This is a genomic window from Mycobacterium sp. E2989 (genome assembly GCF_001667595.1).
GTDB lineage: Bacteria > Actinomycetota > Actinomycetes > Mycobacteriales > Mycobacteriaceae > Mycobacterium.
Genome location: NZ_LZJX01000017.1, coordinates 84179 through 106155 on the forward strand (window position 1 = coordinate 84179; position 21977 = coordinate 106155).

The 21977-nt window shown below is 68.8% G+C and carries 25 protein-coding genes and 1 riboswitch; of the genes, 12 read left to right on the plus strand and 13 right to left on the minus strand.

Translation table 11 applies throughout. From position 1 onward, the window contains the following. Nucleotides 1-13: 13 nt before the first annotated feature. From A5680_RS03875 to A5680_RS03885, 3 genes are read right to left on the minus strand one after another with little or no spacing between them, the layout of a single operon-like run. Nucleotides 14-286, minus strand: coding sequence for a DUF2537 domain-containing protein (locus A5680_RS03875; protein ID WP_067816349.1), 273 nt, complete (start codon nucleotides 284-286; stop codon nucleotides 14-16). Further along, a complete protein-coding gene (locus A5680_RS03880; protein ID WP_055400216.1) occupies nucleotides 283-1110 on the minus strand; it encodes an RNA methyltransferase in 828 nt (275 codons plus the stop codon). Before A5680_RS03880 ends, A5680_RS03875 begins: the two co-directional genes overlap by 4 nt. Continuing rightward, the gene (locus A5680_RS03885; protein ID WP_055400218.1) at nucleotides 1107-1538 is read right to left on the minus strand and encodes a MarR family transcriptional regulator; all 432 of its coding nucleotides are present in this window, start codon (nucleotides 1536-1538) and stop codon (nucleotides 1107-1109) included. Before A5680_RS03885 ends, A5680_RS03880 begins: the two co-directional genes overlap by 4 nt. A 180-nt stretch (nucleotides 1539-1718) precedes the next feature. Between A5680_RS03885 and A5680_RS03890 the strand changes: the two genes are divergently transcribed. Both A5680_RS03890 and A5680_RS03895 read left to right on the plus strand, forming a co-directional pair. Then, nucleotides 1719-1994 (plus strand): DUF2530 domain-containing protein, encoded by a 276-nt coding sequence (locus tag A5680_RS03890; protein ID WP_055400322.1) that lies wholly within the window; start codon nucleotides 1719-1721, stop codon nucleotides 1992-1994. A 30-nt stretch (nucleotides 1995-2024) separates the two neighbouring features. Then, nucleotides 2025-2480 (plus strand): SRPBCC family protein, encoded by a 456-nt coding sequence (locus tag A5680_RS03895; protein WP_055400220.1) that lies wholly within the window; start codon nucleotides 2025-2027, stop codon nucleotides 2478-2480. Here the strand turns inward: A5680_RS03895 and A5680_RS03900 are convergent. Continuing rightward, the gene (locus A5680_RS03900; RefSeq protein WP_156674997.1) at nucleotides 2477-3421 is read right to left on the minus strand and encodes a DUF3027 domain-containing protein; all 945 of its coding nucleotides are present in this window, start codon (nucleotides 3419-3421) and stop codon (nucleotides 2477-2479) included. The genes A5680_RS03895 and A5680_RS03900 overlap by 4 nt on opposite strands. A 130-nt stretch (nucleotides 3422-3551) precedes the next feature. On the opposite strand from A5680_RS03900, the gene A5680_RS03905 reads away from it, so the two are divergent. The 3 genes from A5680_RS03905 (at nucleotide 3552) to A5680_RS03915 (ending at nucleotide 6661) form a co-directional block, all read left to right on the plus strand. Then, on the plus strand, nucleotides 3552-5204 hold the full coding sequence (locus A5680_RS03905; protein WP_055400224.1) for an MFS transporter: 1653 nt from the start codon (nucleotides 3552-3554) through the stop codon (nucleotides 5202-5204). Then, nucleotides 5201-5689: a DUF2771 domain-containing protein gene (locus A5680_RS03910; RefSeq protein ID WP_156349437.1), complete on the plus strand. Its 489-nt coding sequence runs from the start codon at nucleotides 5201-5203 to the stop codon at nucleotides 5687-5689. Before A5680_RS03905 ends, A5680_RS03910 begins: the two co-directional genes overlap by 4 nt. 105 nt (nucleotides 5690-5794) lie before the next feature. After that, nucleotides 5795-6661, plus strand: a complete 867-nt coding sequence (locus tag A5680_RS03915) for an endonuclease domain-containing protein (RefSeq protein ID WP_067816354.1) — start codon at nucleotides 5795-5797, stop codon at nucleotides 6659-6661. A 79-nt stretch (nucleotides 6662-6740) separates the two neighbouring features. On the opposite strand, the gene A5680_RS03920 is transcribed toward A5680_RS03915, so the two are convergent. From A5680_RS03920 to A5680_RS03930, 3 genes are all read right to left on the minus strand, one after another. After that, nucleotides 6741-7745, minus strand: coding sequence for a glutathione S-transferase family protein (locus tag A5680_RS03920; protein WP_067816357.1), 1005 nt, complete (start codon nucleotides 7743-7745; stop codon nucleotides 6741-6743). A gap of 27 nt (nucleotides 7746-7772) precedes the next feature. Then, nucleotides 7773-9698 carry an acyl-CoA dehydrogenase family protein gene (locus tag A5680_RS03925; RefSeq protein WP_067816360.1) on the minus strand — a complete coding sequence of 642 codons (1926 nt, stop codon included), beginning with the start codon at nucleotides 9696-9698 and terminating at the stop codon, nucleotides 7773-7775. Nucleotides 9699-9799: 101 nt separating this feature from the next. Further along, on the minus strand, nucleotides 9800-10213 hold the full coding sequence (locus A5680_RS03930; protein ID WP_067273548.1) for a cold-shock protein: 414 nt from the start codon (nucleotides 10211-10213) through the stop codon (nucleotides 9800-9802). Between the two features lie 162 nt (nucleotides 10214-10375). Here A5680_RS03930 and A5680_RS03935 point away from each other — a divergent pair, with 162 nt between their 5' ends. From A5680_RS03935 to A5680_RS03950, 4 genes are all read left to right on the plus strand, one after another. Further along, nucleotides 10376-10780 (plus strand): YccF domain-containing protein, encoded by a 405-nt coding sequence (locus tag A5680_RS03935; protein WP_055400236.1) that lies wholly within the window; start codon nucleotides 10376-10378, stop codon nucleotides 10778-10780. After that, a complete protein-coding gene (gene moaA, locus A5680_RS03940) occupies nucleotides 10777-11850 on the plus strand; it encodes a GTP 3',8-cyclase MoaA (protein WP_067816363.1) in 1074 nt (357 codons plus the stop codon). The genes A5680_RS03935 and moaA overlap by 4 nt, the downstream gene beginning before the upstream one ends. A 4-nt stretch (nucleotides 11851-11854) precedes the next feature. Next, nucleotides 11855-12133, plus strand: coding sequence for a MoaD/ThiS family protein (locus A5680_RS03945; protein WP_067816366.1), 279 nt, complete (start codon nucleotides 11855-11857; stop codon nucleotides 12131-12133). 209 nt (nucleotides 12134-12342) lie between these two features. Beyond that, a riboswitch (cyclic di-AMP (ydaO/yuaA leader) is annotated at nucleotides 12343-12556 on the plus strand. 12 nt (nucleotides 12557-12568) lie between these two features. Continuing rightward, complete coding sequence (locus tag A5680_RS03950; RefSeq protein WP_067816369.1) at nucleotides 12569-13258, plus strand: transglycosylase family protein; 690 nt, start codon at nucleotides 12569-12571, stop codon at nucleotides 13256-13258. 75 nt (nucleotides 13259-13333) lie between these two features. Here the strand turns inward: A5680_RS03950 and A5680_RS03955 are convergent, their stop codons facing one another. From A5680_RS03955 to A5680_RS03970, 4 genes are read right to left on the minus strand one after another with little or no spacing between them, the layout of a single operon-like run. Next, nucleotides 13334-13759: a molybdenum cofactor biosynthesis protein MoaE gene (locus tag A5680_RS03955; RefSeq protein ID WP_067816372.1), complete on the minus strand. Its 426-nt coding sequence runs from the start codon at nucleotides 13757-13759 to the stop codon at nucleotides 13334-13336. Continuing rightward, nucleotides 13756-14238 carry a molybdenum cofactor biosynthesis protein B gene (locus A5680_RS03960; protein WP_055400325.1) on the minus strand — a complete coding sequence of 161 codons (483 nt, stop codon included), beginning with the start codon at nucleotides 14236-14238 and terminating at the stop codon, nucleotides 13756-13758. The genes A5680_RS03955 and A5680_RS03960 overlap by 4 nt, the downstream gene beginning before the upstream one ends. Beyond that, on the minus strand, nucleotides 14238-14765 hold the full coding sequence (moaC, locus tag A5680_RS03965; protein ID WP_067816375.1) for a cyclic pyranopterin monophosphate synthase MoaC: 528 nt from the start codon (nucleotides 14763-14765) through the stop codon (nucleotides 14238-14240). The genes A5680_RS03960 and moaC overlap by 1 nt, the downstream gene beginning before the upstream one ends. An 8-nt stretch (nucleotides 14766-14773) precedes the next feature. Further along, nucleotides 14774-14974, minus strand: coding sequence for a hypothetical protein (locus A5680_RS03970; protein WP_139273158.1), 201 nt, complete (start codon nucleotides 14972-14974; stop codon nucleotides 14774-14776). 118 nt (nucleotides 14975-15092) lie between these two features. On the opposite strand from A5680_RS03970, the gene A5680_RS03975 reads away from it, so the two are divergent. Together A5680_RS03975 and A5680_RS03980 are read left to right on the plus strand one after the other, a co-directional pair. After that, nucleotides 15093-17351, plus strand: coding sequence for a helicase-associated domain-containing protein (locus A5680_RS03975; protein WP_067816378.1), 2259 nt, complete (start codon nucleotides 15093-15095; stop codon nucleotides 17349-17351). 43 nt (nucleotides 17352-17394) lie between these two features. Next, complete coding sequence (locus tag A5680_RS03980; protein WP_067816381.1) at nucleotides 17395-19044, plus strand: DNA repair helicase XPB; 1650 nt, start codon at nucleotides 17395-17397, stop codon at nucleotides 19042-19044. Here the strand turns inward: A5680_RS03980 and A5680_RS25000 are convergent. After that, nucleotides 19004-19510 carry an STAS/SEC14 domain-containing protein gene (locus A5680_RS25000; protein ID WP_068222832.1) on the minus strand — a complete coding sequence of 169 codons (507 nt, stop codon included), beginning with the start codon at nucleotides 19508-19510 and terminating at the stop codon, nucleotides 19004-19006. The genes A5680_RS03980 and A5680_RS25000 overlap by 41 nt on opposite strands. A 113-nt stretch (nucleotides 19511-19623) precedes the next feature. Between A5680_RS25000 and A5680_RS03985 the strand changes: the two genes are divergently transcribed. After that, the gene (locus tag A5680_RS03985) at nucleotides 19624-20808 is read left to right on the plus strand and encodes an FAD-binding domain (protein ID WP_067816397.1); all 1185 of its coding nucleotides are present in this window, start codon (nucleotides 19624-19626) and stop codon (nucleotides 20806-20808) included. A gap of 14 nt (nucleotides 20809-20822) precedes the next feature. Here A5680_RS03985 and A5680_RS03990 read toward each other — a convergent pair whose 3' ends face one another. Then, the gene (locus A5680_RS03990) at nucleotides 20823-21968 is read right to left on the minus strand and encodes a thiolase family protein (RefSeq protein WP_055400255.1); all 1146 of its coding nucleotides are present in this window, start codon (nucleotides 21966-21968) and stop codon (nucleotides 20823-20825) included. Nucleotides 21969-21977: the final 9 nt, after the last annotated feature.

Below are 21977 nucleotides of genomic sequence, written 5' to 3' on the forward strand. Positions count from 1 at the left end.
CCCTTTTTTGGCGTTACCGCGCCACCATCAAAGCGAGCAGCGTCAGCCACGCCCCGGCGACCCCGATTCCCGCGCCCAGCAAAAACCACCGCAGCACCAGCTTGTGGCGCCATCCCCACAGCGTCGGCGCCAACCCGCCCGCCGCCACGAGGTTGAGCGCGACCGCGAGCACCGGATGCACCCGGACCAGTCCCAGGCTGAGCACCACGATGGCGGCCCCGGTCACTGCGGCCACGAACCCCGCGACCGTCAAACCCGTTGCCCAGGGCACGGAATCGTCGGTCACGAGCCGAGCCTAGCCCGTTCGTAGAACGCCAAAGCCGCCGCAGTGGCGACGTTGAGCGAGTCGGTGCCGCGCGACATCGGGATGCGCACGCGGACGTCGCTCATGCGCAGGGTCGCCGGCGTCAGGCCAGGCCCCTCGGCACCCACCAACACCGCGACGCGTTCGTCGCGCGCGGCCGCCATGGCCTCGGGCAGGGCGCAGGCCTTGGCGCCCGGGGTCATCGCCAGCAGCCGGAATCCCTTCTCCTTGAGCGTGGCCAGCTCGGCGGGCCAGTCCGTCGCTCGGGCGTACGGGACCAGCAGCGCGTGGCCCATCGAGACGCGAACCGCGCGACGGTACAGCGGGTCGGCGCAACCGCCGCCGAACACCACCGCGTCCACGCCGAGGCCGGCCGCGTTGCGAAAGATCGAGCCCAGGTTCTCGTGATCGTTGACGCCCTCGAGCACCGCGACGGTCCGGGCATGGTCGAGCAATTCGGCGACGCCGGGTTCCGGCACCCGGCGGGCGGCGGCCAGCACACCGCGATTGAGGTGGAAGCCCACCACTTGCGCCATGACGTCGGCGGAGGCCCGGTAGAACGGCGCAGCATTGCCGGCGAGGTCGGCGGCGAGCTCGCCGAGCCGGCGCTCGGTGCCCAGCAGGGCGTGCGGGGTGAACCGGGAGGCCAGCATGCGCTGCACCACCAGCACGCCTTCGGCGATCACCAGGCCCTTGCCCGACGGCAGGTCGGGACGACGATCGACGCTGTTCAGGTCGCGGAAATCGTCGAGGCGCGGGTCGTCCGGATCGTCGACGTCCTGAACGTTCAGGCCATCGTGACTCACGGGCCTTCGTCGACCAGGGCCAGCATCAGGTCGGCCGCGCTGCGCAGGGTGTCGCGTTGCTCGCTGTCCAGCGTCGCCAGCCGCTTGGCCAGCCACTCCTGGCGGGCGCGGCGGGTGGCCTTCACCAACTCGGCGCCGGACTGGGATACCGAGACCAGCACCTGCCGGCCGTCGATCGGATGCGGGGCGCGATCCACCAGGCCCATGTCGGCCAGCGAGGCGATCACGCGCGTCATCGACGGCGGCCGGACCCGCTCGCGAATCGCCAGCGCGCCGGGCGTCATCGGGCCCTCGTTGGCCAGCGTGGCCAGCGCCGACAGCTGCGACAACGACACCGGGGACGACGGGTTTCGGAACCGGAGTTGGCGGGCCAGCCGCATGACCGCCAGCGACAGGTCGCTGGCCAGCCGCGCATCGCTGTCAGGCATGGCGCGAGGTTACACGCAACGTCGAGGAATCGGGATACGAACCCGTGAACGTCGGATGTTGTGCTCAGCGCCGCCGACGGCGGGTCGCCGAAGCGCTTGCCCCGGCGCGTAACCCGCGCTTTTCGCCCGGCCGCACCACCGTCCCGCGGCCCGCACCCGCGGCGGGCTATGTTGATCGCGATGTCTGTTGAACCCGGCGGGGCCCGCGAAGCACCGCCGCTGCCGCCCGCGCTACTCAACGCGTGGCCGTTCGTCGCCCTCGGCGCGCTCGGCTGGCTGGCCGCGCTGGCCGCCGCGTTTCTCGTGCCCTCGCTGGAGAGCTGGCGCCCGGTCACCCTGGCCGGGCTCGGCGTCGGGGCGCTCGGCACCGGCATCTTCGTGTTACAGCTCGCCGAGGCCCGCCGCGGCGCGCGCGGCGCACAGGCCGGGCTCGAAACCTACTTCGAGCACGACTAACCCGCACTCGACACCAACCCGGGAGGATCGATGGTAGCCCCGCTGCTGCAAGCCCAAATCGATATCGACGCACCGGTTTCCAAGGTGTGGGGGTTGATATCCGACCTTCGCCGGATGCCGGAGTGGAGCCCGCAATGCCGCTGGATGAAGAGCTTCGGCCCGCTGCGCCAGGGCACGCGCACCCTGAACCTCAATCGCCGTAACCGGATGTTCTGGCCGACCACGTGCACCATCGTCGAGGTCATCCCCGAGACGAAGCTGGCCTTCCGGGTGCGGACCAACGGCACGATCTGGAGCTACGAACTCGAACCCACCGGCGCGGGCACCCGCGTGACCGAAAGCCGGCACGCCGAAAACGGCGTCACCGCGTTTTCGAATCTGTCGGTGAACGCGCTGTTCGGCGGCACCACCAACTTCGAACGCGAACTGGTCGACGGGATGAACACGTCGCTGGCCAGAATCAAGGCCGCCGCCGAAAAGGTCTAGTCCGCCTGCGGCTGCTCGGGCTCCGGCGTTTCGGGTGCCTCGGGCTGGGGCTCGGGGGTCTCGGGCGTCTCGGGCGTCAACGCCGTCGGCTCCGGTTGGGGCTCCCCGCCACCGTCCGGCGCAGCCTCCTCGGTGCGGGCCTCCACCGGCTCGGGCGCCGCGGGCGGCGCCTCCGCGACATCGAGCACGCCGTCGTCGTACGGCTCGTAGGCGGGCGACCCGGTGCCCGCCGGGGCCGGGGTGTCCGAATGCGCCCCGCATCCGTACTGCTTGTCGACGATCTGCCCGTCGGCCGACAGCTCGTTGCCGCACACCCCGAACATCGCGCCGAGCGATCCCGCCAGCGGCAGGAAGAAACCGCAGTCGCGGCACACCCGTTTGGTGGAGCGCGCCATCGGTGAGTCGGGGCCGTGATCACCGGTGTGCCATCGTTCGGCCGCCTCGGCGCGGCCCCAGGCACTCATCACCCAACGCCGGCCCAGCCCGACCTCGGCGGCGGTCTCGTCGACCTGCGGGTCACCGCTGGCGGTGTAGCCGGGGACCAGTCGCGGATCGTCGGCCGCGGGCGCCAGCAGGTCCCCAGGGCTCAGGTCCCCCGGGCGCACCCGCTGATCCCAGGGCACCCACTCGGGCGCCAGCAAGGCCGTCGGTCCCGGGATGAGCACCACCTCGCTGACGGTGGCGTGGTCGGCGCCGGGGTGCGCGGCGACGACGACGGCCCATTGCCAGCCCTGGTAACCGGGCAGATGCGCCAGGAATCGGTGGGTGGCGGCGGCCGAATCCTCGTAGCTGACGCCCAGGTAGTCGCCCACCGCCTCGGCGCCGCTGAACTCCACGACGGCGGCCCTGGCCTGGTCCACCGCGCCCGTGAGTAGGTCCGCCAGGCCCTCGGGCCACTCGGCCACGGTCGCCACGGCGGATTCCTCGATCGGCCCGGTCACGCTGTCCCCTTCCTGCATTGCGGTTCCAATACTAGGTTGGCGAGCCACACCCCGTACCTGCAGACGCATGTCGTCGACATAGGGGAGAATCTCCAACGTGTCTGGACGGCGGCGTGACGATCCGGGCCGCGTGGCCTCCAACCCGGGGCGCCGGCCCCGCAATGGGGCCCACAATCAGCATCCGGGCACGGCCAACTACCCCGCCGGCGAAGGCGCCGACCGGCGGACCCGCCGGCCCCCGCCGATGCCGAGCGCCAACCGCTACCTGCCGCCCATCGGCCAGGAGTCGGAGCCGGATCCCATCGACAGCCCGCCGCCGCGGGGCGCCGCGGCCGGCGAACGTATCACCGTCACCCGCGCCGCCGCGCTGCGCAGCCGCGAGATGGGTTCGCGGATGTACTGGATGGTGCAGCGCGCCGCCACCGCCGACGGCGCCGACAAGTCGGGTCTGACCGCGCTGACGTGGCCGGTGGTGGCCAACTTCGCGGTGGACGCCGCGATGGCGGTGGCCCTGGCCAACACCCTGTTCTTCGCGGCGGCCACCGGGGAGAGCAAGGGCCGGGTGGCGTTGTACCTGCTGATCACCATCGCGCCGTTCGCGGTCATCGCGCCGCTCATCGGCCCCGCGCTGGACCGGTTGCAGCACGGCCGCCGCGTCGCTCTGGCCGCGTCGTTCGTCCTGCGGACGGCGTTGGCGCTGGTGCTGATCATGAACTACGACGGTGCCACCGGGAGTTACCCGTCCTGGGTGCTCTATCCGTGCGCACTGGCCATGATGGTGTTTTCCAAGTCGTTCAGCGTGTTGCGCAGCGCGGTGACCCCGCGCGTCATGCCGCCCACCATCGACCTGGTGCGGGTGAACTCGCGGCTCACCGTGTTCGGTCTGCTCGGCGGCACCATCGCCGGCGGCGCCATCGCGGCCGGGGTCGAGTTCGTGTGCACCCACCTGTTCAAGCTGCCGGGCGCGTTGTTCGTCGTCATCGCGGTGACGGTCGCCGGCGCCTCGCTGTCCATGCGGATCCCCCGTTGGGTCGAGGTGACGGCGGGTGAGGTGCCCGCCACATTGAGCTACCGCCAGCAGAGCGAACCGCAGCGGCGAAGCTGGCACAAAGAAGTCAAGAGGGTCGGCGGAACGCTGCGACAACCGTTGGGCCGCAACATCATCACCTCGTTGTGGGGCAACTGCACCATCAAAGTCATGGTGGGCTTCCTGTTCTTGTACCCGGCGTTCGTCGCCAAGGCGCACCAAGCGAACGGCTGGGTTCAGCTGGGCATGCTCGGCATGATCGGCGCGGCCGCAGGCATCGGCAATTTCGCCGGCAACTTCGCCGCCGCGCGCCTGCGGCTGGGCCGGCCGGCCGTGCTGGTGGTGCGCTGCACGCTGGCGGTCTCGGCGGTCGCGCTGGCGGCGTCGGTGGCGGGGACCCTGGCGGCGGCCGTGATCGCCACGCTGGTCACGTCGGGCTCGAGCGCCATCGCGAAGGCCTCGCTGGACGCCTCCCTACAAAACGATCTGCCGGAGGAATCGCGGGCGTCGGGGTTCGGGCGCTCGGAGTCGACGCTGCAGCTGGCCTGGGTGCTGGGCGGCGCCGTCGGCGTCTTGGTCTACACCGAACTGTGGGTCGGCTTCACCGCGGTCACGGCGATACTCATCCTCGGGTTGGCGCAGACACTTGTGAGCTTCCAAGGGAATTCGTTGATCCCCGGCCTCGGGGGCAACCGGCCCGTCATGGTCGAGCAGGAGGGCGCGCGCCGCGGCAGCCCGGCGGTGGTGCCCGAGTGAAACGCGGCATGGCCGTGCTGCTCGCCGGCCTGATGACGGTGGTGTGCGTGGCCGTCGGTGTCGGCACCTGGCTGCTGGTGCGCCCGTCCGGTGCGCAACGCCCGGAGATCAGCGCGTACTCGCACGGCCACCTCACCAGGGTGGGGCCGTACCTGTACTGCAGCGTGCTCAACCTCGACGACTGTGACACGCCGCAAGCCCAGGGCGAACTGAAGGTCAGCGAGCGCTATCCGGTCCAGCTCTCGGTGCCCGACGCGATCTACCGGGCACCGTGGCGGTTGCTGCAGGTCTATGAGGATCCAACCAACACCACCAGCACCATCTTTCGGCCGGCCACCCGGTTCGCGGTCACCATCCCGCCGGTCGACCCGCAGCGCGGGCGCCTGGTGGGGATCGTCGTCCAGTTGCTGACGCTCGTGATGGATCCCGCCGGCCAGCTGCGTGACGTCCCGCACGCGGAATGGTCTGTGCGCCTGACCTATTGAGCGCCGAGCTCGCCGAACGTCGAGTTGTTGGGCGGATTCAGGCTTTGCTGGCCCAACAATCCGACGTTCGGCCGACCTGTCGGTGTGGTCGGGCAATGTGTCGGCATGCACAACCTGGGGTGGCCATTCAGAGGAACCGAAGCGTTGGCAGCCGGCATGCTCACGCCGCATCAATTGCGGACCCGCTTCGAGATGGTCTACCGCAATGTGTATGTCCCACGCGGCCAGAAGTTGACGCCCGTGACCCGAGCTGTAGCGGCTTGGCTGTGGTCGGACCGTACCGCGACGGTGGCGGGTCTATCCGCGGCAGCATTGCTTCGAACGAAGTGGATCGACGACTGGTCGCCGGCCGAGCTCAACCGGACCAGCCGCGATAAGGCTAGGAATATCGTCCTCCACAGCGACACTCTGGACGATGGCGAAACCTGTGTACGCGATGGCATCCGCCTTACCACGCCGGCGCGCACGGCGTTTGACTTAGGAAGACGAAAAGGTCTCACTGCAGCGGTAATTCGGGTGGATGCGCTTATGCATGCGACAGAGCTGAAGTCGGCTGACGTCGAGCTGCTGGTCGAGCGTCATCGCGGGGCGCGCGGCTTGGTGCAGTTGCGGCGGGTGTTGTTGCTTGCCGACGCCGGCGCCGAGTCACCGTGGGAGTCCAAGACCCGCCTGGTAATCATCGGTGCCGGCTTACCGCGGCCGCAGACCCAAATAGAAGTACTCAACGAATGGGGAGCGGTGATTGCGCGCATAGATATGGGCTGGGAAGAATTCAAGGTCGGCGTGGAATTCGACGGTGCGCAGCACTGGACGGACCCCGCGCAGCGAACTCGAGACATCGATCGGCTGGCCGAACTAGAAGCGCGGGGGTGGACGATTGTCCGAGTCAGCGCCGACCTGCTGCGCTATCGTCCAGATGTCGTCGTGTCCCGCGTGCGCAACGCCCTGCTCGTCGCGGGATGCCGGCTTTAATCGATGCCCAACGTCGGCTTTCTGCGACGAATCTGACCCATTCCGCCCGAAAAGTCGACATTCGCGCGAGGGGCAAAACCTATGCACCGTGGCCGGCGGGCACCCGCTCCCCCTCGACCGGCGGCCCCGGCGGGGTGCCGTCCCCGAAAGGCTTGCCGCCCAACACCTCCCGGCCATGCGGCGAGAGCCAGCCCGTCAGGTCCGGCCCCTTGGGCACGATCCCGGTGGGGTTGATGTCGGCGTGCACGATGTAGTAGTGCTGCTTGATCTGGACGAAGTCGACGGTGTCGCCGAACCCGGGTGTCTGGAACAGGTCGCGCGCATACGCCCACAACACTGGCACCTCGGACAGCTTGCTGCGGTTGCATTTGAAATGCCCGTGGTAGACCGGGTCGAAGCGGGCCAGCGTGGTGAACAGCCGAACATCGGCCTCGGTTATGGTGTCGCCCACCAGATATCGCTGATTGGCCAGGCGCTCACTCACCCAATCCAGCGCCGCGAACAGCCGGTCGTAGGCCGCGTCGTACGCCTCCTGCGAGCCGGCGAAGCCGCACCGATACACCCCGTTGTTGATCTCGGTGTAAACCCGCTTGTTGACCTCGTCGATCTCGGCGCGCAGCGGCTCGGGATAGAGCTGCGGTGCGCCGTCGCGGTGGTAGGCCGTCCATTCGGTCGAGAAGTCCAGTGTCATCTGCGCGAAGTCGTTGGTGACGACCGCGCCCGACGGCACGTCGACGAGCGCGGGCACCGTGATGCCCTTCGGGTAGTCGGGGAAGCGCTTGAAGTAGGCGTCCTGCAGCCGGGGGATTTGCAGCACGGGGTCGACGCCGCCCCGGTCGAGGTCGAACGTCCAACTGCGTTCGTCGTGGGTGGGCCCGCAAAACCCAATGGACATAACATCTTCCAGGCCGAGTAAACGCCGGACGATGATGGCGCGGTTGGCCCAGGGACACGCCCGGGCAACGATCAGCCGGTACCTGCCCGGCTCCACGGGGTAGCCGTCGCGCCCGTCGGCGGTGACGCGGGTGGTGATGTACTTGGTGTCACGAGTGAATTCACCCGTCCCGGCAACATAGGTGGCCATATCTCCCGCGTTTCGCTCGAATGTCGGTCAGGAACTCAGAAATCGCCGAGCCAGATTCGTCTCGGTTGATGCGCCCTGCTCCCAGTGGGCGATCCACGGCCCGGTGCCCTCCGACTGGTCGATGATGCCCTGCTCGAGCCAGGCGTAACGGCCCTGGAGCACCTCGCGGGTCAGCCGGACGTCGCAGCCGTCGGTATTGCTCCACAACGCATCGAACAGCGCATCGACCCGCAGGGTGGCCTGCCGGCAAAACGTATCGGCCAGCTCGTAGGCCTGTTGACCGACCGCCGGGTCCACGGCCCTCTGCGCCTCGGCCCGCACACAGGCCGCCGACATCGCGAACAGCTCGGCACCGATGTCCACGATCCGCCCGAGGAACCCCTGGCGCTGCTCCAATTTGGCCTGCCAGCGGGCCATCCCGTAGAAGGTGTTGCGGGCCAGCTTGCGGCTGGAGCGTTCCACGAACCGCAGGTGCGACGCCAGCGGTCCGAATTCGCTGTAAGCGCTGGGGCGTTGTCCTTCTCCAAAAACCAGCTGGGGCAACCACTTTGCGTAGAAACCAGTGGCGCCTACCGCTGCCGTCGCCTTTTGCCGCAGACCCGCGTCGGGCTTCGCGAGGTCACCGGCCGCCGACAAGTGGGCATCGACCGCCTCCCGGGCGATTAGCAGCCTCATGATCTCGCTGGATCCTTCGAAGATGCGATTGATCCGCAAGTCCCGCGCTACCTGTTCGACCGGCACCGCCCGTTCGCCGCGCGCCGCCAGGGACTCCGCCGTCTCGTAGCCCCGCCCACCGCGGATCTGCATGACCTCGTCGGCGATGATGCACGCCATCTCGCTCGACCACAGCTTGGCCAACGCCGCCTCGATCCGGATGTCGTTGCGGCCTTCGTCGGCCATCTGCCCGGACAGCTCGAGCACCGCGTCCAGCGCATAGTTGGTCGCCGCGATGAACGAGATCTTGCGTGCCACCGCTTCGTGCTCGGCCAGCGGCTTGCCCCACTGGACACGCTCCCCCGACCACTCGCGCGCCACCTTCAGACCCCACTTCGACGAACCCGTCGCGATCGCGGGAATCGACAAGCGCCCGGCATTGAGCGTTGTCAGCGCGATCTTCAACCCGTCGCCCTCGCGGCCGATCAGGTTTTCGCCGGGCACCCGGACGCGGTGCAGCCTGGTCACCCCATTCTCGATGCCGCGCAGCCCCATGAACTTGTTGCGTCGCTCCACGGTGATTCCGGGTGAATCGGCCTCGACGACGAAAGCGCTGATGCCGCCCCGGTGCCCATCGCCGCGGGGCACCCGGGCCATGACGACGAGCAGTTCGGCGACCACGCCGTTGGTCGTCCACAACTTCACGCCGTCGAGCTCGTAGGCCCCGTCTTCGACGGGTGTTGCCGTCGAAGCCAGCCGGGCCGGATCCGAACCCACATCCGGCTCGGTCAGCAGGAACGCCGATATGGCGCCCGCGGCGCACCGGGGCAAGAATCTCTTCTTCTGCTCCGGGGTTCCCGCAAGTTTCAGCGGCTCCGGCACCCCGATCGATTGGTGGGCCGACAACAGCGCACCCAGGCTGGGATGAACGGAGGAAACCATCATCAGCGCCCGGTTGTAGGCCACCTGCGACATGTTCAGGCCGCCGTATTCCGACGGAATCTTCATGCCGAAACAGCCCAGTTCGGCCAGGCCCTTCACATACTCGTCAGGAATTTGCGCATCGCGTTCGATGACGCTGCCATCAACGCCGCGAAGGAAGTCGCGCAACGTGTCGAGAAACGCGCGGGTGCGCGCCTCGTCGGCATCCGACGGTTTGGGGAAAGGGTGGATGAGCTCCAACGGAAAGCGACCGAGGAACAGTTCCTTTGCGAAAGATGGTTTATCCCAACCGGTTTCGCGAGACTCCTCGGCCAGTGCCCTGGCCTGCTCCTCCGTGACCTGTGCTTGCTGTGCCATCGCAGCCTCCTTGCTCGACGACCGTGGCGAGGTGGGAGTACCCCCTGACCGGCACTTCCTCACCCCTTACGCGCAAGCGGGCGGCACCCGGCGCCGACGAGCTAGGCGTCGAGCTCCCGGGCGACCGCCCGAACCACCTCGGACACCCGGCGAGCGGTCTTGCGGTCCGGGTAGCGCCCCTTACGTAGCTCGGGCTGAACGGCGCTCTCCAGCAGCGTGATCATGTCCTCGACCATGCCGTGCAGTTCGTCGGGGCTGTGCTTGTGCTCGGCGGGCGTCTCGCGGCGGCCCTGAGCCTTGGTGAGGCTGGGCGGCGGCTCAATCAGCTTGAGGCTCAGCGCCTGAGGCCCGCGCCGCCCGGAGGCGATGCCGAACTCCACGCGCTGGCCCGCTTTGAGCCCCTCGACGCCAGCGGGCAACGCCGACGAGCGGACGTACACGTCTTCGCCGTCCTCTTGCGACAGGAAGCCAAACCCCTTGTCGGCGTCGTACCACTTAACCTTGCCGGTCGGCACTGGTCTCACCTGCTTGTCTAACGGATCAATAGAATGGCCAACACAATAAGCGTCCCGCCTGCGCAGGACGCCGTTTGGTCCTTGATCCTACTCGGGTGCCCGCCCGACAAGCACCCCCGTTATTGCCCACTCGGTACGCTGGGCGGTACCGGTGGAGGAGATATGCGCCTGATCCTGAACATCATCTGGCTCGTGTTCGGCGGCCTATGGATGGCCGTCGGATACGTCGTCGCGGCGCTCATCAGCTTCCTGCTGATCATCACCATCCCATTTGGTTTCGCGTCGTTGCGCATCGCCTCGTACGCGTTGTGGCCGTTCGGTCGCACGATCGTCGACAAGCCGACCGCCGGGACCGGCGCGTTGATCGGCAACGTGATCTGGGTGGTGTTATTCGGAATCTGGCTGGCGATCGGTCACCTGATCAGTGCGGCGGCCATGGCGATCACCATCGTCGGCATTCCGCTTGCCCTGGCGAACCTCAAGCTGATCCCGGTGTCGCTGATGCCGTTGGGCAAGCAGATCGTTCCGGTCGACTCCCCGCCCCGATACTCCGCGGTGGCCGCATGACGCTGACCGCCCTCGGGGTTCCCTCGGTGCCGGGACGCACCGACGGCGTGCCCGACGCGCCGACCACCGGCCCGCTGGTCGACACCTATGGACGGGTGGCCACCGACCTACGCGTCTCGCTGACCGACCGCTGCAACCTGCGGTGCAACTACTGCATGCCGGCCGAGGGCCTGGACTGGCTACCCGGGGAGCGGCTGCTGCGCGCCGACGAGCTGGCGCGGCTGTTGCACATCGCGGTCACCCGGCTGGGCGTGACCAGCGTCCGGTTCACCGGAGGCGAGCCACTCCTGGCGCGACACCTCGAGGAGGTGGTCGCGGCGGCGGCGGCCCTGCGACCGCGGCCGGAGATCTCGCTGACCACCAACGGCGTTGGGCTGGCGCGGCAGGCCGCCGCGCTCGCCCGGGCGGGCCTGGATCGGGTCAACGTGTCCCTGGACAGCGTGGACCGCGACCACTTCGCGGCGATCACGCGCCGCGACCGGCTCGGCGACGTGCTGGCCGGCCTTCGGGCCGCCCACACCGCGGGGTTGGCGCCGGTCAAGGTGAACGCCGTGCTCGACCCGGTCACCGGGCGCGAGGACGTCGTGAAGCTGTTGCGCTTCTGCCTCGAGCACGGCTACCAGTTGCGGGTCATCGAGCAGATGCCGCTCGATGCCGGCCACCAGTGGCGGCGCGGCGCCGCGTTGAGCGCCGACGACGTGCTCGACGCCCTGCGCCCGCACTTCCGGCTGCGCCCCGACCCCGCGCCGCGGGGATCGGCGCCCGCCGAGCTCTGGCTGGTGGACACCGGCCCGGACACGCCGAGTGGCAAGTTCGGTGTCATCGCGTCGGTATCGCACGCGTTCTGCTCGGCCTGTGATCGCACCCGCCTGACGGCCGACGGCCAGGTCCGCAGCTGCCTGTTCTCCGCCGAGGAGACCGACCTTCGGACCCTGCTGCGCACCGGCGCGTCCGACGACGCGATCGAACGCGCGTGGCGCGTCGCGATGTGGGGCAAGCCCGCCGGTCACGGCATCAACGACCCGAACTTCATCCAGCCCGCCCGTCCGATGAGCGCGATCGGTGGCTAGCCCGATGGGTGAGGCCGCCGTCGAGCAAGACGGGATTGCGGTGACGGTGCGCTACTTCGCGGCCGCGCGGGCGGCGGCGGGGGCCGAGGCGGAAACGATGGTGGTGCGTCCCGGCACCACCGTGGGCGGTCTGGTCGAGCGCCTGGCCGTGCGGGGCTCTCGGCTCGCGTTGGTGCTGAGCCGGTGCTCCTACCTCTGCGACGGGGTCGCCGTACGCGACGAGACCGCGCCGTTACGCAGCGGCAACACGATCGACGTTCTACCCCCCTTCGCCGGGGGCTGAAACTGTGAAATATCTCACGTAACGGAACGATAACGACGCAATCACGCTCCGATATCGAGTGCTATGACCTGCGTGAATGGCGTGTGTTCCTTGGCTTTTCGCAGGTGGCCGAGAGGGAAACGCCGGGTTTCGCAGAACGTGACGGGACCAACAGAAACCGCTACGTTTCTCCGAAGGCTCGCCAAGACAACCGAATTGGCGAACCTCCCCTCCCTATCGCGCCGAGCTCCATCCAATAGGCGGGGGCCCACCGAACCTACGTGGATGGAGACGGGGGACCCACCGGTCCACCGTGATCGGACTGGGGCCGCGTGCGGCCCCTTGGGGTGAAGCCGACATCGTTTCGCAGAAGCGATGACGGCCGGGTGGCCTCTCCAACCCGAACCCGACAGCTGACCTCGCAGGCGCGTGACGAGAGAGGATTTTTCACGGCCTATGAGTGGACGTCACCGTAAGCCCAGCACGTCGAACATCAGCGTCGCCAAGATCGCCGTCACCGGCGCGGTCCTCGGCGGCGGTAGCATCGCCCTGGCCGGCCAAGCGGCCGCGGCCACCGATGGCGAGTGGGACCAGGTAGCCCGTTGCGAGTCGGGCGGCAACTGGGCGATCAACACCGGCAACGGCTACCACGGTGGCGTGCAGTTCAGCGCGAGCACCTGGGCCTCGCACGGCGGCGGCCAGTACGCCCCGTCGGCCGAGTTGGCCACCAAGGAACAGCAGATCGCCGTCGCCGAGCGCGTGCTGGCCAGCCAGGGCCGCGGCGCGTGGCCGGTGTGCGGTGGCCCGCTGTCGGGCCCGACGCCGCGTGAGATCCCCGCGCCCGCGGGCCTGGACGCGCCGCTGGATGCGCCCGGCCTGAACGGTCAGCCGGCTCCTCCGCCGGCGCCCGCGCCGGTGCAGTTGACGTCCTTCGGCCAGGCCGCACCCCCGGCGGACCTGCCCCCGGCACCCCCGGCGGGCGGCGCGCCGGTGGACACCGACTTCCACGGTTTCGTCCCGGCCAACATGCCGCAGGACGTTTCCTCGGCCGGCTACACGAAGCAGCTGTGGGACGCCATTCGGGCGCAGGACATCCAGGGCAACGACGCGCTCGACGCGATCGCCCAGCCGGCCCCCACCACCTAGGGCCCCCCCCAGACTGCCCGGCACGCCTCGAACGTTTCCGCTTCGGGGCGTGCCGGCATTCCAAGCGTCACGGGGTTAGGCGGAACCCACCCATTCTTCGGTTCCGTCGTCGAAGAACTGGTGCTTCCACACCGGCAACCGCGCCTTAATAATGTCCACCAGAAGCGCGCAGGTGGTGAACGCCGCCTGACGATGGTCGGCCGCGACCGCGGCCACCAGCGCCGCCTCCCCGATGTGCAGGGCACCGATGCGGTGGCTGGCCGCGATGGCGCGCACCCCTCCGGAATGTTCGGCGACCTCGGCGACGACCTCCGCGATGACCTCCGCGGCCGACGGGTGCGCGGAATACTCCAGCCGCACCACCCGGCGCCCGCCGTCGTGGTCGCGAATCATGCCGACGAAGCCGACAACGGCCCCGGCCGACTGATGGCCCACCAGTTCCTCGTGCTCGGCGAGGGAAATCGGCTGGTCGGTCATGGCGGCGCGCAGGACGCGCGTCATCGCTGGTGGTCTCCGCCGGCGATTTGGTCGAGCGCGTGGTCGAGCACGTCGGCGAGCACCCCGAGCCCGTCGCGCACCCCACCGGGCGACCCCGGCAGGTTGACGATCAGCGTCCGCCCCGCCACACCGCACACCCCGCGGGACAGCACCGACGTGGGCACCTTGGGCAGCCCCGACCGCCGGATCGCGTCCGCCAGCCCCGGGATCATGTAGTCCAGCACCGCGACCGTCTGGTCGGGCGTGCTGTCGCTGGGCGAGATGCCGGTGCCCCCGGAGGTGATGACGACGTCGACGTCGTCGTCGATCGCCTTGCGCAGGGCTTCGCCGACCGGCTTGCCGTCGGCGACCACCTCCGGGTCGGGCAACGAAAACTCCCGCTCACCAAGCCATTCGGAGATGATCGGCCCGCACTTGTCGTCGTAAACGCCGGTCGAGGCGCGGGTGGAGGCGATGATGACGCGCGCGGTCCGGGCGCTCATCAGCGCACCCACGTCCCGGTCTTGCCGCCTTCCTTGCGCAACACCCGAATGTCATCGAGGCGCGCGGCGGGGTCCACCGCCTTGATCATGTCGTAGAGCGTCAGACCGGCCACGCTGACCGCGGTCAGCGCCTCCATCTCCACGCCCGTGCGGTCGGTGCTGCGTACCGTCGCGATGATCTCGATCACGGACTCCCCCACGGTGAAATCGACGTCGACTCCGGTGAGCGCCAGCTGGTGGCACAGCGGAATCAGGTCACTGGTGCGCTTCGCCGCCAGAATGCCCGCCACCCGGGCGGTGGCCAACGCGTCGCCCTTCGGCAGGCCGCCGGCCGAGATCAGCTCGACCACGCGCGGCGAAGTATGCAGGGCTCCCGCGGCCACCGCGGTCCGCTTGGTGGCTCCCTTACCGGTGACGTCGACCATGTGCGCGGCCCCCCGCTCGTCCAGGTGCGACAGCGCACCCGAGGGGGATTCTCCCGACGCCCAGGTCGCCGCGGGCTTGGCGGCCTCGGAGGCCCTAGCCATCGTGGCGCCTACCGGTTAACGACGGTGACCGGGTGCAGGTAGGGCAGGTCAGTGGAGGGCAGCGGGAACACCAGCTCGCCGAAGGGCGACAACGCTCCCGTCCGGTCGGTCACGAGTTCGCTCACCGCGTGGTCGTCGGGGTCCGTCGTCGGCCACCCGTTGTCGACATACCTGGTTTTGCGGGCTTTGCCCTCAGCAGTGTCAGCCACGTCGTCCATTCTGACAGGTCGCTCCTGCGCCCGTCCTGCAAGACCGTCAGTTCGACCGGGAAGCTGCCGACATTCGCGGCCTACGTGGGACCCGCCGACTGTTTTACGCTGGTCAGCAATGACCGACAACACCCCGGATATCCCGCTGGGGTCGTGGCTGGCCGACTTGCCCGACGAGCGGCTGATCCGACTGCTAGAGCTGCGGCCGGACCTCGCCCAGCCGCCGCCCGGCAGCATCGCCGCGCTGGCCGCGCGCGCCCAGGCCCGCCAGTCGGTCAAGGCCGCCACCGACGAACTCGACTTCCTGCGGCTGGCGGTGCTCGACGCGCTGTTGGTGCTGCAGGCGGATGCGACGCCGGTGCCGACCGCGAAACTGCTGGCGCTGATCGGTGAGCGCGCACCCGAGGCCGACGTCGTGGGGGCGCTGGACGATCTGCGGGAGCGCGCTCTGGTGTGGGGCGATGCGGCGCTGCGCGTGGCGCCCGACGCCGGCACGGCGCTGCCATGGCACCCGGGCCAGGTCACGCTCGAGGACGCCTCCCGCAGCGGCGAACAGATCGCCGCGCTCATCGACGGCCTGGACCGGGCCCAACTCGACGTGCTGGAGAAGCTGCTCGAGGGTTCCCCGATGGGCCGCACCCGCGACGCCGCACCCGGCGCCCCCGTGGACCGGCCGGTGCCCCAGCTGCTCGCGTCGGGCCTGCTGCGCCGCATCGACGCCGAGACGGTGATCCTGCCCCGCCACGTCGGGCAGGTGTTGCGCGGCGAACAGCCCGGCCCCATGCAATTGACGGCACCCGACCCGGTGGTGTCGACCACCACCGTCGACGACGTCGACGCGGCAGCCGCCGGTGCCACCATCGACCTGCTGCGGGAACTCGACGTCCTCATCGAAACCCTGGCGGCCGCACCGGTTTCCGAACTGCGCAGCGGTGGCCTGGGGATTCGCGACGTCAAACGGCTCAGCAAGACGGCCGGCATCGACGAGTCGCGGCTGGGCCTGATCCTCGAGGTGGCGGTCGCGGCCGGGTTGATCGCCAGCGGGATGCCCGATCCCGAGCCCGCCACCGGCGACGGGCCGTACTGGGCGCCGACGGTGGCCACCGACCGGTTCACGGCGCTGTCCACCGCGGAACGCTGGCACCTGCTGGCCACCAGCTGGCTGGACCTGCCGAGCCGGCCGGCCCTGATCGGGACCCGGAGCCCCGACGCCAAACCCTATGGCGCCCTTACGGATGCGCTGTATTCGACGGCCGCGCCGCTGGATCGCCGGCTGCTGCTGAGCATGTTGGCCCAATTGCCCCCGGGCGCGTGCGTGAACGCGGTCGAGGCGTCGGCGGCACTGATCTGGCGGCGACCCCGCTGGGCCAAGCGGCTGCAACCCGGCCCGGTGGGTGACCTGCTGGCCGAGAGCCACGCGCTGGGCCTGGTCGGTCGCGGGGCGCTCAGCTCCGCGGGCCGTACCCTGCTCGACGACGGCGCCGACGCCCAGGCCGCGATTGACGCGATGGCGCGTGCCCTGCCCAAACCGATCGACTACTTCCTGGTCCAGGCCGACCTGACCGTGGTGGTGCCGGGCCCGCTGCAACGCGACCTCGCCGAGCAACTCGCCGCCGTGGCCACCGTCGAATCGGCCGGCACGGCGATGGTGTATCGCATCAGCGAGCAGTCGATCCGGCACGCGTTGGACGTGGGTAAGACCCGCGACTGGATGCACGCCCTGTTCGCCAAGCACTCCAAAACACCTGTGCCACAGGGCCTTAGCTACCTCATCGACGATGTCGCGCGTCGGCACGGCCAGCTGCGGATCGGCATGGCGGCATCGTTCGTGCGGTGCGAGGACCCCGCGCTCCTGGCGCAGGCCGTGGCCGCGCCCGCGACCGAAGGGGTGCAACTGCGCGCCCTGGCACCGACGGTTGCGGTGTCCCCGGCACCGATCGGCGAGGTGCTGGTCGCGCTGCGGGCGGCGGGCTTCGCCCCGGCGGCCGAGGACTCCACGGGCGCCATCGTCGACGTCCGGCCACGCGGGGCGCGGGTGCCCACGCCGCAGCAGCGCCGGCCCTATCGCCCGATGCCGCGCCCCAACAACGAGAGCCTGAACGCGGTGGTGGCGGTGCTGAGGAAGGTGACCGCCGCGCCGTTCGGCAACGTTCGCATCGATCCGGCGATCACCATGTCGCTTTTGCAGCGCGCCGCCAAGGAACAAGAGACGTTGGTGATCGGTTATTTGGATGCCGCCGGCGTCGCCACCCAGCGGGTGGTGTCACCGATCAGCGTTCGGGGCGGTCAGCTGACCGCATTCGACTCGGCGTCGGGGCGGTTGCGCGACTTTGCCATCCACCGCATCACGTCGGTGGTGTCGGCCAACGGCCGATAATGGGTTTCGATGACTCGCGAGAGGATGAGGAGGAGCGGCGCCATTGACTGACGGCCCGTTGATTGTGCAGTCCGACAAGACGGTGCTGCTCGAGGTCGACCACGAGCAGGCCGGAGCGGCGCGCGCCGCCATCGCGCCGTTCGCCGAGCTGGAACGCGCGCCCGAGCACGTGCACACCTACCGCATCACACCGCTGGCGCTGTGGAATGCCCGCGCGGCCGGCCACGACGCCGAACAGGTCGTCGACGCCCTGGTCAGCTTCTCCCGCTACGCGGTGCCCCAGCCGCTGCTGGTCGACATCGTCGACACCATGGCCCGCTACGGCCGCCTGCAGTTGGTCAAGCATCCGGCGCACGGCCTGACGCTGGTAAGCCTGGACCGCGCGGTGCTCGAGGAAGTGCTGCGCAACAAGAAGATCGCGCCCATGCTCGGCGCCCGCATCGACGACGACACCGTCGTCGTCCACCCCAGCGAGCGCGGCCGCGTCAAGCAGATGCTCCTCAAAATCGGTTGGCCCGCAGAGGATCTCGCCGGTTACGTGGACGGCGAGGCCCACCCCATCAGCCTGGCGCAGGACGGCTGGCACCTGCGCGACTACCAGCAGATGGCCACGGATTCGTTCTGGTCCGGCGGGTCGGGAGTGGTGGTGCTTCCGTGCGGGGCCGGCAAGACGCTGGTCGGCGCCGCCGCGATGGCCAAGGCCAGCGCGACCACGCTGATCCTGGTGACCAACATCGTCGCGGCACGGCAATGGAAGCGCGAGCTGATCGCGCGCACCTCGCTCACCGAGGAGGAGATCGGCGAATACTCCGGAGAGCGCAAGGAGATTCGGCCCGTCACCATCTCGACGTATCAGATGATCACCCGGCGCACCAAGGGCGAATACCGGCATCTGGAGCTCTTCGACAGCCGCGACTGGGGGCTGATCATCTACGACGAGGTCCACCTGCTGCCGGCGCCCGTGTTCCGCATGACCGCCGACCTGCAATCCAAGCGACGCCTGGGCCTGACCGCCACCCTGGTCCGCGAAGACGGCCGCGAGGGTGACGTGTTCTCCCTGATCGGCCCCAAGCGTTACGACGCGCCGTGGAAGGACATCGAGGCCCAGGGCTGGATCGCGCCGGCCGAGTGCGTCGAAGTGCGGGTCACCATGACCGACAACGAGCGAATGCTGTACGCCACCGCGGAACCCGAAGAGCGCTACAAGGTGTGCTCGACGGCGCATTCGAAGATCGCCGTCGTCAAGTCGGTGCTCAGCCGGCATCCCGGCGAGCAGACGCTGGTGATCGGCGCCTACCTCGACCAGCTCGACGAGCTGGGTGCCGAGTTGAACGCCCCGGTGATCCAAGGGTCGACGCGGACCAAGGAACGCGAGGAGCTGTTCGACGCGTTCCGCCGCGGAGAGGTGTCGACGTTGGTGGTGTCCAAGGTCGCCAACTTCTCCATCGACCTGCCGGAAGCCTCTGTGGCGGTGCAGGTTTCGGGGACCTTCGGCTCGCGCCAGGAGGAGGCCCAACGGCTGGGCCGGTTGCTGCGGCCCAAGTCCGATGGGGGCGGCGCAATCTTCTATTCCATCGTGGCCCGCGACAGCCTGGACGCCGAATACGCCGCGCACCGGCAGCGCTTCCTCGCCGAACAGGGTTACGGGTACATCATCCGCGACGCCGACGACCTGCTCGGACCGGCAATCTGACCTTCGTCGAGAAGACATGCCCGGCCAGGCTCACGAGAGCTGCGCCGACTCCCCCGATATAGGCCTTGGCCATATCGCGGTCGGACACGTCGGCGCGTGCCGGTAACGAGGCCAGCCATCTGACGGCGTCATCGCATTCGTCGTTGTCGTACAGCCGAAGTGGGCATGGCATCCAGGGGCCGATTGCGCGGCTTGGCGCCCGAATCCAGCCGATATCAGTTACGACTGCGCACCCGTCGAGCAACCGCACATACCCCGCTCCGAGGCGCGCGTCCGCCCACAACGCTCCCGCGGTGATGCGCTCAAAGCCCGGGCCGAACTGATACAACAGCCGCATCCGACCGCCTGCGCGCTCCGCCCGTTCGATCATCGGCGCAAAGACCCGTTCGTAATCGGCTGCCGTCACCAGCCCAACGGCCTCCAGCGCCTGAACGCCCGCGGGCATGCCCGAAAGTTCCTTCAGCACAGCCGTCCCCTCTCTGGTGCCGACGGGAACGCCAATGTGCATTTTATTGCCTATTGCAACTATTGCATAGTGCTATGATAATGGAGACGTCACCCCGCAAAGGAGGTACGTACATGAGAATCGGCATCGTCGGCGCCGGCATCGCCGGCCCAACGCTCGCGTATTGGCTGGCCCGCTACGGCCACGAGCCAACCCTGATCGAGAAGGCGCCGCGCCTGCGCACCGGCGGCTATGTGGTGGACTTCTGGGGTGGCGGCTACGCCGTCGCTGAACGCATGGGGCTCACGACCGACCTGCACGCCGAGGGATACCAGGTGCGCGAAGTGCGACTCGTGAACCGGAATTCGCAACGGGTGGGCGGCTTTTCGACTGAACCGTTCCGGCGCAACCTCGATGGCCGATTCACCACTGTGCCGCGTGGCGACCTGGCGGCCATGATCTATCACTCCATCGAGAACCATGCTGAAACGCTGTTCGGTGAAAGCGTTTCGGCCGTCGAGCAACACGACTCGGGCGTGTCGGTCACCCTGGAGGGCGGCGGGTCAAGGCACTTCGACCTGCTGATCGGCGCGGGCGGCATCCATTCTCCCGTGCGGGGCTTGGTGTTCGGACCCCAAAACAGATTCGAGACGGATCTGGGCTATCGAGTCGCGGCATTCGAAGCCCAGGGCTACCAGCCGCGTGACGAACTCGTCTACCTCGCCTACACCATGCCGGGACGCATGGTCGCCCGATTCTCGATGCGCGACGAAAAGACCATGTTTCTCTTCGTTTTCACCGCCGAGAAGATGAGCGGTCCCGATCCGCAGGGTGTGTCAGAGGCCAAGGCGACCCTGCGTCGGGTGTTCGGCGACGCGGGCTGGGAATGCCCGGAGATCCTGCTCCACCTCGACCGGGCGTCCGAGGTTTACTTCGACCGCACCAGCCAAATCGTCATGGACCGTTGGTCGGACGGGCGGGTGGCGCTGATCGGGGACGCCGCGGCCGCGGTCTCCCTGCTCGCGGGTGAGGGGACGGGCCTGGCGATGGTGCAGGCGTACACGCTGGCGGGGGAGCTCAATCGCGCGGGGGACGACCACCAGGACGCCTTTCGTCGTTATGAGCGCACACTGCGTCCGATTGTCGAGGCCAGGCAGCGCTCGGCGCGCGCATTCGCGGCGACATTCGCACCAAAGACGGCCCTGGGTCTGTTGACCCGCAATCAGGCGTCCAAACTGCTCAACATCCCGCGACTGGCCGACTGGGTCGTGCGCAGCGAATTCCGTGACGACATAGCGATACCGGAATACGCCGCATAGCCGGCACCGGCCGCCTAGAGCGACAGGATGGTCGCCGATGCGGTGCCGGGTGCGCCATACACCTGGGCCAAGCCCACGCGCGGGTTGCCGGGCACCTGACGCTCGCCCGCCTCACCGCGCAGCTGGCGCACCAGCTCGTGCATCTGCCGCAGTCCCGACGCGCCGATCGGCTCGCCGTTGGCGATCAACCCGCCGTCGGTGTTCACGGGCATCGAACCGTGGATCTCGGTGGCGCCGTCGGCCAGCAGCTTCTCCTGCTCGCCGTCGGCGCACAGGCCGGTCTCGGCCATGTGGATGACCTCGTTGCCGGCGTCGGTGTCCTGCAGCTGCGCGACGTCGACGTCCTCGGGCCCGATGCCGGCGGCCTCGTAGGCCGCCTTGGACGCGTACACCGTCGGTGAGACGTCCTCATCCAGCGGAGCGAAGGTGGCGTGCACCTCGTAGGCGCCATAGCGGCGGGTGCGAATCTCGCAGGCCCGCACGTACACCGGCTTGTCGGTGTACTTGTGCGCGAGGTCGGCCCGGCACATGATCACCGCGGCGGCGCCCTCGTCGGGCGCGCAGAACATGTACTGCGTCAGCGGGTAGTTGAGCACGGGCGAGTTGAGGATCTCCTCCTCGGGAATCGGCTTGCGGCGGAACGCGTTCGGGTTCAGCGCGCCGTTGCGGAAGTTCTTGGCCGCCACCTTCGCCAACGTGGCCTGCGAAATGTTGTGGTCGTGCAGGTACTTGTTGGCCTTCATCCCGAAGAACTTGGTGGTGACGAACTGACCGTTCTGCGCGTACCACTGCGGCAGCGCCAGCTTGGCGGGGTCGTCGGTGAACGCGCCGCGCGGGTGCTTGTCCAGGCCGATGGCGATGCCGATGTCGTACTTGCCCAGCCGAATGGTGTCCGCCGTTTGCTGGATCGCGCTGGCGGCGGTGGCGCAGGCGTTGAAGACGTTGGTGAAGGTGATGCCGGTCAGCCCCACCAGGCGGGTCACCGCGTCGGGGTTGGACACCTCGTGGCTACCGCCGAAGCCGAACTGGATGTCCTTCCAGTCCACCCCGGCGTCGGCCAGCGCGGACTGGATGGCCTCGGCGCCCATCTGCATCGCGGTCTTATCGAACCTGCCGAACGGGTGCAGGCCCACGCCGATGATGGCGACATCGTTGGTCATCTCAGGTCT

What these genes read in the sequence shown, in the direction of transcription:
- A5680_RS03885 (WP_055400218.1), bottom strand. Translation starts at nt 1,538, where the DNA reads ATGCCTGACAGCGATGCGCGGCTGGCCAGCGACCTGTCGCTGGCGGTC.
- A5680_RS03890 (WP_055400322.1), top strand. Translation starts at nt 1,719, where the DNA reads ATGTCTGTTGAACCCGGCGGGGCCCGCGAAGCACCGCCGCTGCCGCCC.
- A5680_RS03895 (WP_055400220.1), top strand. Translation starts at nt 2,025, where the DNA reads ATGGTAGCCCCGCTGCTGCAAGCCCAAATCGATATCGACGCACCGGTT.
- A5680_RS03915 (WP_067816354.1), top strand. Translation starts at nt 5,795, where the DNA reads ATGCACAACCTGGGGTGGCCATTCAGAGGAACCGAAGCGTTGGCAGCC.
- A5680_RS03920 (WP_067816357.1), bottom strand. Translation starts at nt 7,745, where the DNA reads ATGGCCACCTATGTTGCCGGGACGGGTGAATTCACTCGTGACACCAAG.
- A5680_RS03925 (WP_067816360.1), bottom strand. Translation starts at nt 9,698, where the DNA reads ATGGCACAGCAAGCACAGGTCACGGAGGAGCAGGCCAGGGCACTGGCC.
- A5680_RS03935 (WP_055400236.1), top strand. Translation starts at nt 10,376, where the DNA reads ATGCGCCTGATCCTGAACATCATCTGGCTCGTGTTCGGCGGCCTATGG.
- moaA (WP_067816363.1), top strand. Translation starts at nt 10,777, where the DNA reads ATGACGCTGACCGCCCTCGGGGTTCCCTCGGTGCCGGGACGCACCGAC.
- A5680_RS03945 (WP_067816366.1), top strand. Translation starts at nt 11,855, where the DNA reads ATGGGTGAGGCCGCCGTCGAGCAAGACGGGATTGCGGTGACGGTGCGC.
- A5680_RS03950 (WP_067816369.1), top strand. Translation starts at nt 12,569, where the DNA reads ATGAGTGGACGTCACCGTAAGCCCAGCACGTCGAACATCAGCGTCGCC.
- A5680_RS03955 (WP_067816372.1), bottom strand. Translation starts at nt 13,759, where the DNA reads ATGACGCGCGTCCTGCGCGCCGCCATGACCGACCAGCCGATTTCCCTC.
- A5680_RS03960 (WP_055400325.1), bottom strand. Translation starts at nt 14,238, where the DNA reads ATGAGCGCCCGGACCGCGCGCGTCATCATCGCCTCCACCCGCGCCTCG.
- moaC (WP_067816375.1), bottom strand. Translation starts at nt 14,765, where the DNA reads ATGGCTAGGGCCTCCGAGGCCGCCAAGCCCGCGGCGACCTGGGCGTCG.
- A5680_RS03975 (WP_067816378.1), top strand. Translation starts at nt 15,093, where the DNA reads ATGACCGACAACACCCCGGATATCCCGCTGGGGTCGTGGCTGGCCGAC.
- A5680_RS03985 (WP_067816397.1), top strand. Translation starts at nt 19,624, where the DNA reads ATGAGAATCGGCATCGTCGGCGCCGGCATCGCCGGCCCAACGCTCGCG.
- A5680_RS03990 (WP_055400255.1), bottom strand. Translation starts at nt 21,968, where the DNA reads ATGACCAACGATGTCGCCATCATCGGCGTGGGCCTGCACCCGTTCGGC.